Source organism: Streptomyces sp. SID8374 (assembly GCF_009865135.1).
In the GTDB taxonomy this organism is placed as follows: Bacteria; Actinomycetota; Actinomycetes; order Streptomycetales; family Streptomycetaceae; genus Streptomyces.
This window is the reverse complement of record NZ_WWGH01000002.1, coordinates 1,597,944-1,612,271: the sequence shown is the minus strand read 5'-3', so window position 1 is coordinate 1,612,271 and position 14,328 is coordinate 1,597,944. Positions and strand designations below refer to the sequence as shown.

Here is a 14,328-nt window from a genome sequence, read left to right as displayed (position 1 = left end):
ACATCCGGCCCCCTGCGGTTCGCAGGGGGCCGGACCATGTTCACCACGGACAACAGAGCCGGTCAGAGCAGCATTCTCGCGCTCTGACCGGCTCTGTTCGGTCGTTCGACCTCGGTGTCCGAGGGGGGACTTGAACCCCCACGCCCGATAAAGGGCACTAGCACCTCAAGCTAGCGCGTCTGCCATTCCGCCACCCGGACAAGGTGTCTGTCGTTCGCGGTGTGTTCCCCGCTGCGACATGGAAAACAATACCAGGGGTTCGACGCGCCTTTCACCTGCATATCCGGTGGTCAGGGCTACCTTCGCGTCCATGAGTGATCGCGGCTACCGCCGGCCCCGTCCGCTGTCTCCCCTGCGCGAGCATCTGCGTGACACGTTCTGGTTCGCCCCGACCATGGGGTTCGTCTGTGTGTTCGTGCTGTGGCTGGTCGCTTCCGAGGCCGACGAGCAGATCGTCGGGCTTCTCCAGCGGGAGGAGGCCTACGACGAGCTCGGGAGCCTGATCTCCTTCGCCCAGGACGCGAAGACGATCGTCACCACGATCAGCTCGGCGATGATGACCTTCATCGGTGTGGTGTTCAGCATCTCGCTGGTCGCGGTGCAGATGGCCAGTGGGCAGCTCACGCCCCGGGTGGTGCGGATCTTCGTCCGGAGCCGGATCAGCAAGCTCACGCTGACGGTGTTCCTCGCGACGTTCCTGTTCTCGCTGCTGGTCCTGACCTCGTACGAGAGCGAGGCGGACCCGCGCCTGGTGGTCTCGGTTCCACTGCTGCAAAGCATGCTCACCCTGGTGCTCGTCGGGCTGAGCCTGCTGCTGTTCGTCGTCTACGTCAGCGCGACGCTGCGGCTCATGCAGGTCGGGCCGGTCGTCGACAGGATCGCGCGCGACTCGTTCCGGGTGCTCGGCCGGATGCCCCGCGGGCCGGGCGGACCCGAAGGGCTGGGGCCGGAGACCGGGCGGGTGGTGCACGAGGGGCGGGCCGGGGTGCTGCGGGACGTGAACACCGCGCGGCTGGTCCGGGCCGCGCGGCGGCAGGGTGTGGCGCTGCGGCTGATCCCCCGGATCGGGGACTTCGTGGTGCCGGGGACGCCGGTGCTCGCGGTCCACGGCGGCGCCGTACCGCCGCGTCATCAGCTGCGGTACACCGTCTCCGTCGGGGTGGAGCGCACCCTGCACCAGGATCTGGCCTTCGGGTTGCGTCAGCTTTCGGACATCGCGCTGCGGGCCCTGTCGACCTCCGTGAACGATCCGACCACCGCCGTCCAGTGCCTGGACCGGATCGTGCAGTTCCTCGCCACCCTGGTCCGTCTGCCGCTCGGGACCGTCCACCACCGGGACCGGTCGGGAGAGGTGCGGCTGGTGCAGGAGGGGCCGACCTGGGACGACCTGGTGGATCTCGCCTTCGAGGAGATCCGGTGGTGCGTGGCGGGAAGCCCTCAGGTGTCGCGGCGGCTGCTGGCGGGGCTGGACGATCTGCTGCTGCTCGCGCCGGAGGAGCGGAAGCAGCCGTTGGTACGGCACCGGGAGCTGCTCGTCCAGACCGTGGAGCGCACCGTTCCGGTGGCCGCCGACCGGGAGTTCGCGCTGCTTCCGGACCGGCAGGGCATCGGGTAGGCGCGCGGCGACGCCGTGTCCGGCCCGCCGGAGAGGTTCCGGCGGGCCGGGCTGCCTCGTGTGCGTCAGTCGCCGCAGCGGCCCTCGCGCAGGGAGTGCAGGTGCTCACTGGACTTCCGGGCGAAGGCGAGCGAGTCCACCGGGTTGTCGTGCTCGGCCTGCCAGTGGTGGTAGGTCCGGCCGTGGTGGGTTCGCTTGGTCACCTTCGACAGGAACGTCTTGTAGTCGATGTCCCCGTCGCCCACGTCCGACATGCGGTAGCCGTCGCGCGTCGTGTCGTCGCGGACGCCGTCCTTGACGTGGAAGAGGGGGTAGCGGTCGGGGTGCTTCAGGACGTACTTCAGCGGGTCCAAGGGGGCCTTCGTGCCGTCCACCCGCTTCGAGAAGCGGAACTGGGCGCAGTACGCCCAGTAGATGTCCAGCTCCAGATAGACCAGGTCCGGGTCGGTCTCGGCGAGCAGGACGTCGTAGAGGCGCACCTTCGGCTGGTCGGTGGCGAAGGAGAACTCCTCGGCGTGGTTGTGCTGGTAGAACTTCATCCCGCGCTTGCGGGCGGCGGCCCCGTACTTGTTGAAGTCGTCGGCCGCCCGCTTCCAGCCGTCCACCGTGGAGCCGTAGCGGAACGGTCCGGAGGCCGTGCCGATGTGCTTGAGGCCGAGGGCCTGGGCGTCGTCCAGGACCTTCTCCAGGTTCTGGGCGAAGGTGTAGGCGCCGGGGTTGTTGTCGTCGTAGTAGCCGACGTGGCTGCCGATCGGGTTGAGGCCGTGGTCCTTGGCCAGCCGCTTCAGCTGGGCGAGGGTGATGGGTCCGGCCGAGCCCTGGGTGTAGCCCGCGAACTCGATCTCGTCGTAGCCGTACTTCTCCAGCTCGCTGAAGACGGGGCCGAAGCCGAGCGTGGAGACCTGGTCGCGGAGGCTGTAGAGCTGGATGCCGAGGCGGCCTGGGGGCAGGACGGGCTTGCCCTTGCCGTGGCCGTGGTCGTGTCCGTGGCCCTTGCCGGGGCCCTGGGCGTGGTCCCGGCCGGCGGCCTGGGCGCTCGCCGTGCCGATGATCGTGGCGGCGGTGGCTCCGGCGGCGACACCGAGGATGTTGCGGCGGCTCAGTCTGCGGGCGAGTTCGGTGTCCTTGGAGGTGCGGCTCATGTTCGCGTGACTCCCTTGGGTGACGTGGGGTGAGCAGTGCGGTGCCGGGGGCGTTGTCAGTGCAGTCCGGCAAGCTGGAGGAGCAGGGACTTCACCTCGGTGGCCCTGACCCGGTCGGTGAACGCGTGGGGGGTGGAGCAGAGGATGAGCGGACCTTCGTCGTCGCTCTCGGGGAGGCGGCCGTGGCTGCCGCGAATAGGTGAGGGGTCCAGGGGGACGACCGCCATGCGGTAGCGCAGGCCCAGCTTCTTGCGGGCGACCGCCGAGACGGCCTTGAGCCGTACGTAGGGGTCCTCGGGGTCCATGAACAGCTCGACGGGGTCGTAGCCGGGCTTCCGGTGGATCTCGACGAGCTGGGCGAAGTCGGGGGCGCGGGCGTCGTCCAGCCAGTAGTAGTACGTGAACCAGGCGTCCTTCTCCGCCACGGCGACCAGCTCTCCGGAGCGGGGGTGGTCCAGGTGGTGCGCCTTCTTGCCCTCGTCGTCCAGGAGCTGGTCGATGCCGGGCAGGTCCGCGAGCGCCTCCCGGACCGCCTCCAGGTCCTCGGGGCGGCGTACGTAGATGTGGGCGAGCTGGTGGTCGGCGACGGCGAAGGCACGGGAGGCCATCGGGTCGAGGTACTCCATGCCGTCCTGCGTGTGCACCTCCAGCAGCCCCGCCCGGCGCAGCGCCCGGTTGATGTCGACGGGACGGCTGACGCGGGTGATGCCGTACTCGGAGAGCGCGACGACCGTACGGCCTTCGGCGCGGGCGTCGTCCAGCAGCGGGGCGATGGCCCGGTCGAGGTCGGCGGCGGCCCGGTGAGAGCGGGGGTCGTCGGGGCCGTACCGCTGGAGGTCGTAGTCCAGGTGCGGCAGATAGCAGAGCGCGAGATCGGGGGTGCGGGTGGTGATGATGTGGCGGGTGGCGTCGATGATCCACTGCGAGGAGACCAGGTCGGCGCCGGGGCCCCAGAAGTGGAAGAGGGGGAACGTGCCGAGTTTCCCGGTCAGTTCGTCGTGCAGGGCGGGGGGCCGGGTGTAGCAGTCGGGTTCCTTGCGGCCGTCGGCGTAGTAGACGGGGCGCGGGGTGACGGTCCAGTCGGTGTCGGCGCCCATCGCGTACCACCAGCAGATGTTGGCGACGGTGTAGCCGGGGTGGGCGCGGCGGGCCGCGTCCCAGAGCTTGTCGCCCTCGACGAGCCCGTTGTGCTGGCGCCAGAGCAGGACGTCGCCGAGCTCTCGGAAGTACCAGCCGTTGGCGACGATGCCGTGTTCGGCGGGCATCGTGCCGGTGAGGAAGGTGGACTGGGCGGCGCAGGTGACGGCGGGCAGCACGGTGGAGAGGGGGGCTCGCGCGCCCTGCTTCCCGAGCGCCGTGAGGTTCGGCATGTGGGAGAGGAGTTGCGGGGTGAGGCCTACGACGTCGAGGACGAGGAGGGGGGTGGGGCCCTTGCGGTCTGCCGTGCCCGTGGTCGTTCCGGGGGCGTCGTTGCTCATGGCAGCTCCTTGAGGCCGAGGTCGACCAGGAGGTCGCGGGCGAGGGTCAGTTCGGCGGCGATGCCGTCGGCGAGTTGGGTACGGGTGCGGGGCCGCAGTTCGGTGGGCAGGGCCTGCCAGGTGTACGTCTCCACCTCCAGGTGCCGGGTCAGCGGCACCGGTCCCCCGACGAGCCGGGCCAGCGTGGTGCGGAGCACGGGCAGCGTGGAGGTGAGCGGGGGCGCGGGCGGGGCGTGCAGCGGTACGTGGAAGTGGGCGCGCCAGGGGGTGGAGTCCGGGAGCGCCCGGCCGGTGACGGCCTCGTCCAGGTCGTCGGTGCCGCGCAGGCCGGCTGCCGTCCGGGTGCGGGTCTGGTGCAGGAAGCGCGGTTCGGCGAAGGCGGTGAGCGCGGTGCGGACCTCGGGCAGGTGGGGGTGTTCGGCGTGCAGGGCGGCGGAGAGCTGGGACTTGACGACCGGGATGCCCGCTGCGGCCAGGGCGTCGAGTGCGGTGTCCGGCTCCTCGAAGGAGGTCGCCAGGTGGCAGGTGTCGACGCAGATGCCGATGCGTTCGTGGCCGACGTCGGTGAGCGGGGCGATGGCGTCGGCGGTGGTCTCCACGGTGCAGCCCGGCTCCGGTTCGAGGCCGATCCGGATCGACTTGCCGGTGAGTTCGGCGAGGGCGTCCAGGCGCTGGGCGAGCGTGGTGAGGGCGGCGCGCGCGGTGCGGGCGGCCCCGGGGTCGGCGTCGTAGGGGGTGCGCCAGGCCAGCGGGAGCGTGGAGATGGTGCCCTCGGTGACGTCGTCGGGGAGGAGGGCGGCCAGGAGGCGGGCGAGGTCGGTGGTGTGGGCGAGGCGGTCGGGTTCGGTCCAGTCCGGCCGGTAGACCCGGTACTTGACCTCGTCGGCGCCGAACCCCTCGTACGGGAAGCCGTTGAGGGTGACCACTTCGAGGCCCCGGCTGTCGAGTTCGGCGCGGAGCGCGCGGAGTTCGGCGGGGTCGTTGATCAGGGTGCGGGCGGCTTCCCGGGCGAGCCAGAGGCCGATGCCGAGCCGGTCCCGGCCGAGGCGGCGGCGTACGGGTTCGCAGTGGTCGCGGAGCTGGGCGCGGACGCCGTCCAGGGTCTCGGCGGGGTGGACGTTGGTGCAGTACGCGAGGTGGACGACGGTTCCGTCCGGGTGGCGGAAGCGCATGGCCTCACTCCCCGCCGCGCAGGATGGAGTTGCCCTCGTGGAGCGTGTCGGGGGCGGGGGTGTCCAGTTGGAGGCGGCCGCTCTGGCCGTAGAAGGCGACGGGGTTGCGCCACAGGACCTGGTCGACGTCGTCCTCGGTGAATCCGGCCTTCAGCATCGCGTCGGCGACCTTGCGGGTCTTGAGCGGGTCGCTCTTGCCCCAGTCGGCGGCGGAGTTGACGAGGATCTTCTCGGTGCCGTGGTTCTTGAGGATGGTGACCATGCGGTCCTCGTCCATCTTGGTGTCCGGGTAGATGGAGAACCCGGCCCAGCAGCCGCTGTCAGTGGCGGCCTTTACGGTGGTCTCGTTGAGGTGGTCGAGGAGGACGTGCTCCGGGGGGAGGTGCGATTCGCGAATGACGTCGATGGTGCGGTGGAGACCGGCGAGCTTGTCGCGGTGCGGGGTGTGGACGAGGGCGGGGAGCCCGTGGTCGGCGGCGAGCTGGAGCTGGGCGGCGAGGGCGTGGTCCTCGGCCGGGGTCATGGAGTCGTAGCCGATCTCGCCGACGGCGACGACGGAGTCCTTGACGAGGTAGCGCGGCAGGGCGTCCAGGACGGGGGTGCAGCGGGGGTCGTTCGCCTCCTTGGGGTTGAGGGCGAGCGTGCAGTGGTGCGCGATGCCGTACTGGGAGGCGCGGAAGGGCTCCCAGCCGAGGAGGGCGTCGAAGTAGTCGAAGAAGCTGGCGGGCGAGGTGCGGGGCTGGCCGAGCCAGAAGGAGGGTTCGACGAGGGCGCGGACGCCCGCGTCGTACATCGCCTGATAGTCGTCCGTGGTCCTGGACGTCATATGGATGTGGGGGTCGAAGATGCGCATCAGGACTCCTCCGTGGGGGCGGCAGGGGTGGTGAGGGCGAGACCGAGAGCGGTGTGCAGGTCGGCCGGGACGTCACGGCCGGCGGCGGTCCGCTCGGCGGCGAAGTCGCGCAGCATGCGCGCGAGTTCGGCGTCCCCTCGGGCCCTCTCGCCGAGCCGGGCGACGGCGTCCAGCGGCACCCCGGTGAACAGGCACTTCAGTACGGCGTGGCGCCAGGCGTGCGGATCGAGGTGGGCCGCGGCGTACGGGCCGACGGCGGCGGCCACCAGCCGGGTGTCGTTGGTGCGCAGGGCGTCCTCGACGAGCGGGAGGGCCGTGGCGCCGAGGTCGAGGCGGTCCAGGGTGAGGAGGACGGCGCGGCGTTCGGCGGCGGTGCCCTGTTCGTAGAGCCGGGTGACGGAGGGCAGCGGGGCGCGCGCCTCGATGAGCAGGAGGGAGCGTACGGAGTCGGCGTGGGCCGGTCCGCAGTGGCGGCCGGCGGCGGCGTAGCGGAGCTCCCAGGGCGGGGAGGCGTACGGGGCGGCCTCAGCGGCACCGGCGTGTGGCATCTCGCGGGCGGCGGCGTCCTGGGCGGCCTCGGCCAGGGCTTCACCGAGCCAGGCGCGGGCGGCCGCGTCGAGTTCGGCGTCGAGTTCCTTGCGGGACTTCAGCACGGTGCGCCCCCCTTCTTCTTCGTGGCCTGCTGCATGGCGTCGCGCAGGAAGCCGATGGAGGTGCGGGCGAGTTCGGGGCCCGCGTGGGAGTGGCGGGGCAGTTCGACGACGGTGAGGCCCTGGTAGTCGGCGGCGGCGAGGGCGGCGAGCACGGGCGGGAAGTCGATCTCGCCGTCGCCGAACGGAAGGTGCTCGTGGACACCGCGCCGCATGTCCTCGATCTGGACGTGCCGGAGCCAGGGGGCGGAGTCCTGGACGCACTGCACGGGGGACGCCTCTTCCAGGCACTGGCAGTGGCCGATGTCGAGGGTGAGCCCGAGGGGGGTCGGGTCGCCGAGAAGGGAGCGGAGGTGGTGGAAGTCGGCGAGGGTGGCGAGGAGGTGACCGGGCTCGGGTTCGATGGCGAGGGGGACGCCCGATCGGTCGGCGGCTTCGAGTACGGGGGTGATCGCCTCGGTCAGGCGCTTCCAGGCGGTGTCCGGCGCGGTGCCGGGCGAGGTGATGCCGCTGAAGCAGTGGACGGCGTGCGCGCCGAGTTCGGCGGCCACGTCCACGGCACGGACGAGCAGCGCGGTGCGCGCGGCCCGGGCGTCGGGGTCCGGGTCGAGAAGGGAGGGGCCGTGCTTGCGGCGCGGGTCCAGGACATAGCGGGCGCCGGTCTCCACGGTGACCCGGAGCCCGAGGGAGGAGAGCCTGCGCCGGACCTCGCGGGTGCGTTCGGCGAGGTCGGGGGCGAGGGGGTCCAGGTGCATGTGGTCGAGGGTCAGGCCGACGCCCTCGTAGCCGAGGTCGGCGAGGAGCCCGAGGGCGTCGTCGAGGCGGAGGTCGGTGAGCCCGTTGGTGCCGTAGCCGAGGTGGAGGGTCATGTGGGGCTCACCTTCCGGGCGAGGGTGCGGGCCAGCGGGACGAGCGCCATGACGGCGAGACCGGAGCCGGGTGCTCCGGCGCGAGTGGCCAGGGCGGCCTGGAGCGGGATCATGGCCCGGATCCCGCCGCCGACCGCCCGCTGGGTGAGGGGCGGGGAGGGGTTGAGTGCGGCGTGCAGGAGGGGTGGTCCGGCGGTACGGAGGTAGGCGCCGGTGAACGCGGTGAGCAGGAGGGCGGTGGGGGTGGTGAGGCCGTTTGGGACAAGGGCCTTTGTGTCGAGATCCGTTGTGGCAAGCCCGTTCGTGCCGGGCCCCGGTACAGCGGTTCGGCCCGGGTGTGCCATGGCGGCGGCCCCCAGCCCGCCCGTCCCGAACCCAGGCGGGGCCGCCCGTCCCGGCCAGTCCCGGTACGCCGCGAGCACCGCCACGCCCAGCGTCGCCGTCGTGGCGAGGACCGCGAGCGGTACGGCGGTGGAGCCGCCCTGCGCCTCGTGGCGGGATACGGCGGTGACGCCGTAGGTGTGCGCCCCGAGCACCAGGGCTGCGGGGACGGCGGCCAAGGGGCCGAGCGCCGGACGTAGCGGCGCGGCAACGTTGTCGGGCGCGGCGGTGAGCCGTACGGACCGGCCGCGCACCGGATGCGCGGTGCGCGGTCCGGGACCCGGCCCCCTGCCAGGCGCCGTCGCGGTCACAGTCGCCGTAGCCCCCAGCAGCAGATCCAGCGAGCGCGCCGCCGCCATCGCCGCCGGGCCCGCCTTCGTGTGCTTGAGGTGCAGGTCGTACGCCCAGACCGTGGCGGCCAGGCCCGTGGCGACCGCCAGCGCCGGGCGGCCGGCCCGTGCCGCGAGGGCCAGGCCCGCCGCCGTGAGGACCCCGGCCGCGCCCAGGGCGGCCTGCGGGCTGATGCGGCCCGAGGGGATCGGCCGGTGCGGGCGGTCCACGGCGTCCTCCTCGCGGTCCGCCCAGTCGTTGAGCGCCATCCCCGCCTCGTACAGGCAGAGCGAGGCGCCGATCGCGAGTGCGGTACCCCGGCCGGGGCTGCGGCCCACCGCCGCGGCCCCGGCCAGTGCGTCACCCGGCACGGAGAACAGTGCGGAGACCCGGAACAGTTCGGTCCAGGCGCGCACCGTGTCCCCTCTCCCGCGACCGGGGGACGGCGGGTGCCTGTCCGGTGCGGGCGCAGTCCCACCCGTACCGGACAGGCCGTCTTCGGGGGCGGCGGCCGGTGCCCCGCCCCGTACGGCGTGGCCGTTCAGCCCGGCCGGTGCCGTCCGCAGCCCTGCGGGGAGCGCCCCGAGCGCGGACAGGAGCCGCAGCCGCCACCTCACGCCTGGCCCCGCAGCCGCTCGGCGAAGGCCAGCAAGGCGGCGTACTGCTCGGCGAGCGCCGCCGAGGTGCCGCCGTCCGGGTCCTTGAAGTAGAAGCCCAGCTCCGGCCGGGGGCCGCTCAGGCCCAGCTCGTGCGAGCGGGCCAGCAGCCGGGCCAGGTCCAGGACGAGCGGGGCGGCGAGGGCCGAGTCGCAGCCCTGCCAGATGGTCTGGAGGACCATGCGGGAGCCGAGGAAGCCGTCGAAGGCGATGTGGTCCCAGGCCGTCTTCCAGTCCCCCATCGCGGGCACGTCGTCGATGTGGACCTCGCCCTCGGGCGCGGTGCCGAACGTGTCGGCCAGGACGCGTTCCTTGCCCGCGTTCTTGGCGGCGGCCGCGGCCGGGTCGGCCAGCGCTGCCCCGTCCCCGCCGCCGAGCAGGTTCGACCCGGACCAGGCCCGTACGGGCAGGGCGCGCTGGAGGAACATCGGGGCGAGCACGGAGCGGAGCAGCGTCTGGCCGGTCTTGCCGTCGCGTCCGGCGTGGGGAAGTCCGCTGTCGGCGACGGCTTCGGCGAGCGCGGGGGTGCGCAGGCCGGTCGAGGGGGTGAAGTTGGCGTAGGAGCAGCCGGCGCGGAGGGCGGCCGCGGCGTAGAGCGAGCTGGCGGGAAGTCGGGGGTCGTCGGGGCCGGGGGCGGGTTCCGTGGAGGAGACGTTGATGACGACCGTGCGGGCCAGGTCGTGGCGGTGGGCGAAGTCGGTGAGGTCGGCGGCGAACGCGGCGATGAGTTCCTGGTCGGTGCGGGTCTCGCCGGGGAGCGGTCCGCCGGGGCGTATCTCGGCGTCGGCCGCGTCGAGTTCGGCGCGTACGGCGGTGGGGAGGCGGTAGGGCAGCACGCCGCCCTCGGCGAGCGCCTCGGCCCGTTTGGCGAGGGGGCAGTCCAGGGTGTCGTGGCCGCCGAAGACCAGCGAGGTCAGGGGCGGCAGGCCGCTGTCGGCGAAGGGGGGCGTCTCGGTGACCATGCCGGTCGGCGGGTGGAGGCCCGCGGCGATGGCGGCGCACCCCGCGGTGGCGGTGGTGGCGACGGAGCCGCGCGCTCCGATGAACCAGACGCCGGTACGGGGGCCTGGGCTGTCGGCTCCACGGTGTGGACTTGCCGTACGGCCTTCACGATCGGCATGTGCGGTCACGGGCTGCCTCCCTGGGGGATGAAGAGGTGGAGGACGGCGGGCGGGGAAGGGGTCGGTTCCTCCCCCGCCCGCCGTCGGCAGAGGTGGCCGCCCTACGTCGAGGGCAGCTCCTTCAGCTGGATGTTGCGGAAGGACACCTGGTCGTCGGCTCCGTGGTTCTGGAGGCCGATGTAGCCGTCCTTCAGGCTGCGGGCCGGGTCGGTGTTGGTGAAGTCGTTGATCTTCGCTCCGTTGAGGAAGACCTGGAGACGTTCGCCCTGGACCTTGATCTCGTAGCTGTTCCACTGGCCCGGCGGCCGCAGGACGCGGTCACGGGCCTTGATGTCGGCCGACTTGAACCCGTAGACGGCGCCCGTGGTGCGGTCGGCGGCATCGGTGGCGTCGATCTGGATCTCGTAGCCGTTGTTCACCGCCGACCAGGGGTCGTCGGACTCCGGGAAGCCCACGAAGACACCGGAGTTGTCGTCGCCGGCCATCTTCCAGTCGAGTTTGAGCGAGTACGCCTTCAGCTCCTTGGCCTGGTAGGTGAGCAGGCCCATGCCGCCCTCGGAGTGCAGGGCTCCGTCGCTGATGGAGAACTTGCCGGGGCCGGCCTGCTTCCAGCCTTCCAGCGTCTTGCCGTTGAAGATGGGCCGGTAGTCCTTGTTGGGCTTGCAGTCGGCCTTGACCTGGCCGGTGGCGTAGCGCAGGCCGCCCGACACGTGCTGGCGGAAGGCCGGTTCGGCGTAGGACTCCTTGGTGTGGCCGAGGCCGGTGTAGAAGGAGCGGCCGCCCTGGTAGGTCTGGCACCAGGAGATCGGGTGGTCGCCCTTCATATTGCCGCCGGTGTAGGTGGTCTCGTCCAGCGTGGCCAACACCTTCGCCTTGTCACGGGGGTTGGTGCGGTAGTTGTACCACTCGTCGGTGCGCTCCCACTCCTCGTCCAGGTGCGCGGTGGCCGGATGGTCGTGGTCCTCGACGCGGACGGTGGCGGGCTGGATCTGCGGGTGGGAGTCGAAGTAGGCGCCGACGAGGCCGCCGTAGAACTCCCAGTCGTACTCGGTGTCGGCGGCCGCATGGATGCCGACGTAACCGCCGCCGGTGGCCACGTAGTTCTCGAACGCCTTCTGCTGGTCGGCGTTGAGGACGTCGCCGGTGGTGGAGAGGAAGGCGACGGCGTCGTAGCGGGCGAGGTTGCTGGTGGTGAACTGGGCGGCGGACTCGGTGGAGTCGACCGTGATGTTGGTGTCCTTGCCGATCTCCTTCAGTGCGGCGATGCCGTCCGGGATGGAGTCGTGGCGGAAGCCGGCGGTCTTGGAGAAGACCAGGACGCGCTTGGCGGTCTTGTCGACCGGGCTGTTGGAGAGTTCGAAGTCGTCGATGTCGTAGAGCGCGCCGTCGCCGCCCTTGAAGACGAGGAAGAGTTCGGTCTGCTTCTTGGGCGCTCCGCGCAGCGGGATGTCGATGTCCTGGAAGGTGTCCCAGCTGCCGGTCACCGGGACCGGGCCGGAGCCGAGGATCTTGCCGGTGGGCGATCCGGTGCGCACTTCGAGGAAGCCGCCCGAACCGGCCGACGAGATACGGGCGGTGAGCTTGGTGGTGCCACCGAGGACGTAGGTCTTGAAGGAGATCCAGTCGTCGTTGTGGATGTCACCGACGGTCTTTCCGCCGTGGGCACTGGACTTGCTCGGCGTGGTGACGCCGGACGAGTTGTCGAAGTGCTCGGCCTGGCGGTGCCTGGGCTGGAGCCGGGAGGTGTCCTTGCCGGTCAGCTTGGCCTGGCCGCCACCGCCGTTGTCGGTGTAGGAGGCCGAAATGCCGCCGTAGATATTGGCGTTGGGGTCGTGGCCGCCTTCCATGGCGGTCTTGATGGTGCCTTCGCAGCCGTGCTCGGTGGTGATGTCGTGGCCGTGGCTGTCGTGGCCCAGGGTGAATTTGACCTCGACCTTGGTGCAGTCGATGGTCCCGTCCTCCGGGTCGCTGACGTTCACCTTGAACGGCACGGAGTCACCGAACTCGAAGAGCTGCCCGTCCTCGGGGAGCACCAGCTCCACGGTCGGGGCGGTGTTGCCGACGGTCACGTGGACGCTGGCGGAGCCGGTGCGCCCGGTCGGGTCCTCGGCGGTGAGGGTGGCGACGTAGGTGCCGTTCTTCTTGTACGTGTACGTCGGGTCGGCGGCCGTCGAGGTTCCGCCGTCGCCGAAGTCCCAGGAGTACGTCAACGGGTCGCCGTCGCCGTCCGACGTGCCGGCCGAGGAGAACTTGACCTTCAGCGGTGCGGTGCCGGAGGTCTTGTTCGCCGAGGCCTCGGCGATGGGCGAGCGGCCTCCGGTGGCGTTCTCGATGCGGTAGAGCGCGGAGTTCTCGTCGCCGCCGAACCAGGCGAGGCCGTAGTCCAGGACGTAGAGCGCCCCGTCCGGGCCGAAGGCCATGTCCATGATCTGCGTGCCGGACCACGGCACGTCGTTGATGGACTGGACGGCGCCGTCGGCGTCCTGCTCGATGCGCTTGATCCACTGGCGGCCGAACTCACCGGCGAAGAAGTCGCCGTCGTAGGCCTCGGGGAACTTGACCGGGGAGTCGAGGTCCGCGTCGTAGCGGTAGACCGGTCCGCCCATCGGGGACTCGGAGCCGCTGCCGAACTCGGGCAGCGAGCCGCCGTCGTACGGGATCCAGGCGGCCTCGGCCGGCGGGAGGTCGACGAGGCCGGTGTTGTGCGGCGAGTCGTTCTTCAGGTCGGCGCAGTCGAAGGCGGCGCCGGAGGCCTTGGTGGCGAAGTCGTAGTCGATGTACGGCTCGTTGTCGCCGACGCAGTACGGCCAGCCGAAGTTGCCGGCCTTGGTCACCCGGGCGAACTCGACCTTGCCCGAGGGCCCGCGCTTCGGGTCGGCCGCACCGGCGTCGGGGCCGTAGTCACCGACGTACACGATGCCGGTGGCCCGGTCGACGGAGAAGCGGAACGGGTTGCGGAAGCCCATCGCGTAGATCTCGGGGCGGGTCTTGTCCGTGCCGGGCTCGAAGAGGTTGCCCTCGGGGACGGTGTACGAGCCGTCCTCGGCGACCTTGATGCGCAGGATCTTGCCGCGCAGGTCGTTGGTGTTGCCGGAGGTCCGCTGGGCGTCGAACGCCGGGTTGCGTTCGGTGCGTTCGTCGATCGGCGTGTAGCCGTCGGAGGCGAAGGGGTTGGTGTCGTCGCCGGTGGAGAGGTAGAGGTTGCCGTCCTTGTCGAAGTCGATGTCACCGCCGACGTGGCAGCAGATGCCACGCGAGGTGGGGACGTCCAGGACCTTCTTCTCACTGGCGGTGTCGAGGGTGCCGTCCTCGTTGAGGACGAAGCGCGAGAGCCGGTTGACGCCTTCGAACTTCGCGAAGTCGGCGGCGGTCCCGGTCTCCGGGGCGTCGCCCGCCGGGGTGTCCAACGGGGGCGCGTAGAACAGGTAGATGGCCCGGTTCTCGGCGAAGTCCGGGTCGACGCCGACGCCTTGGAGGCCTTCCTCGTCGTGCGTGTACACGGGGAGGGTGCCGGAGACCTTGGTGTTGCCGGCGCTGTCGGTGATCCGCAGCTCGCCGCCGCGCGAGGTGTGCAGCACGCTGCGGTCGGGGAGGACCGCGAGCGACATGGGCTCGCCGGTCTCCTCCACGCCCTTGGCGAGGGTGACCTGCTGGAAGTCCTCCGCCACGGGCTCCTCGTGGACCGGGTGGCCGGGGTGGGCGGTGGCACCGGGGGCGGAGCCGAGGGTCAGGGTCGCGGCGGCGAGGAGGCCGCCGGTGAACAGCGCGAGCGATTTACGGACGCGGGTCCTGGCCAGGAGCCGCTTTCTGGTTCTGTGCACGTGGTCCTCCGGGGAGTGCCGGTTGTACGGGCGGGTGGAGCTGCCGTGCCGCGCGGGGACTGCCGCGCGTGCGTCACCGGAGACGGGAGCGACCCCGGTGACGCGAGTCATGTCGTGTACACGTGGTGGACGGTAGACCTGTTCGTCCGGGACGGAAAGCCCTTGTGCAACGGTTGAGTTGAACTTCTGCTTCCGCCAGGACAAAGAGGATTCCGGGCAGGGCGAGGCAGCCCCGGGGGC

General features: G+C 71.4%; 10 protein-coding genes and 1 tRNA gene. 1 reads left to right on the top strand and 10 read right to left on the bottom strand.

Going from position 1 to position 14,328, the window contains the following annotated elements; genetic code table 11:
* Nucleotides 1–115 precede the first annotated feature (115 nt).
* Nucleotides 116–200: transfer RNA gene (locus GTY67_RS30490), tRNA-Leu, on the bottom strand.
* Nucleotides 201–310: 110 nt separating this feature from the next.
* On the opposite strand from GTY67_RS30490, the gene GTY67_RS30485 reads away from it, so the two are divergent.
* Nucleotides 311–1,615, top strand: a complete 1,305-nt coding sequence (locus tag GTY67_RS30485) for a DUF2254 domain-containing protein (RefSeq protein WP_161281161.1) — start codon at nt 311–313, stop codon at nt 1,613–1,615.
* A 65-nt stretch (nt 1,616–1,680) separates the two neighbouring features.
* Here GTY67_RS30485 and GTY67_RS30480 read toward each other — a convergent pair whose 3' ends face one another.
* The 9 genes from GTY67_RS30480 to GTY67_RS30440 form a co-directional block, all read right to left on the bottom strand.
* Nucleotides 1,681–2,757, bottom strand: a complete 1,077-nt coding sequence (locus tag GTY67_RS30480; RefSeq protein WP_093693759.1) for a sugar phosphate isomerase/epimerase — start codon at nt 2,755–2,757, stop codon at nt 1,681–1,683.
* A 56-nt stretch (nt 2,758–2,813) separates the two neighbouring features.
* Nucleotides 2,814–4,235 (bottom strand): nucleotide pyrophosphatase/phosphodiesterase family protein, encoded by a 1,422-nt coding sequence (locus GTY67_RS30475; protein ID WP_161281160.1) that lies wholly within the window; start codon nt 4,233–4,235, stop codon nt 2,814–2,816.
* Nucleotides 4,232–5,407: a metabolite traffic protein EboE gene (eboE, locus tag GTY67_RS30470; RefSeq protein ID WP_161281159.1), complete on the bottom strand. Its 1,176-nt coding sequence runs from the start codon at nt 5,405–5,407 to the stop codon at nt 4,232–4,234. Before eboE ends, GTY67_RS30475 begins: the two co-directional genes overlap by 4 nt.
* A 4-nt stretch (nt 5,408–5,411) precedes the next feature.
* A complete protein-coding gene (locus GTY67_RS30465; RefSeq protein ID WP_161281158.1) occupies nt 5,412–6,260 on the bottom strand; it encodes a TatD family hydrolase in 849 nt (282 codons plus the stop codon).
* The gene (locus tag GTY67_RS30460) at nt 6,260–6,913 is read right to left on the bottom strand and encodes an EboA domain-containing protein (RefSeq protein ID WP_161281157.1); all 654 of its coding nucleotides are present in this window, start codon (nt 6,911–6,913) and stop codon (nt 6,260–6,262) included. Before GTY67_RS30460 ends, GTY67_RS30465 begins: the two co-directional genes overlap by 1 nt.
* The gene (locus tag GTY67_RS30455; RefSeq protein ID WP_161281156.1) at nt 6,907–7,779 is read right to left on the bottom strand and encodes a sugar phosphate isomerase/epimerase family protein; all 873 of its coding nucleotides are present in this window, start codon (nt 7,777–7,779) and stop codon (nt 6,907–6,909) included. Before GTY67_RS30455 ends, GTY67_RS30460 begins: the two co-directional genes overlap by 7 nt.
* Nucleotides 7,776–9,035 (bottom strand): SCO3242 family prenyltransferase, encoded by a 1,260-nt coding sequence (locus GTY67_RS30450; protein ID WP_237503039.1) that lies wholly within the window; start codon nt 9,033–9,035, stop codon nt 7,776–7,778. The genes GTY67_RS30455 and GTY67_RS30450 overlap by 4 nt, the downstream gene beginning before the upstream one ends.
* Nucleotides 9,036–9,103: 68 nt before the next feature.
* Nucleotides 9,104–10,276 (bottom strand): inositol-3-phosphate synthase, encoded by a 1,173-nt coding sequence (locus tag GTY67_RS30445; protein ID WP_343238791.1) that lies wholly within the window; start codon nt 10,274–10,276, stop codon nt 9,104–9,106.
* 92 nt (nt 10,277–10,368) lie between these two features.
* A complete protein-coding gene (locus GTY67_RS30440; RefSeq protein WP_161281155.1) occupies nt 10,369–14,088 on the bottom strand; it encodes a ThuA domain-containing protein in 3,720 nt (1,239 codons plus the stop codon).
* Nucleotides 14,089–14,328 lie beyond the last annotated feature (240 nt).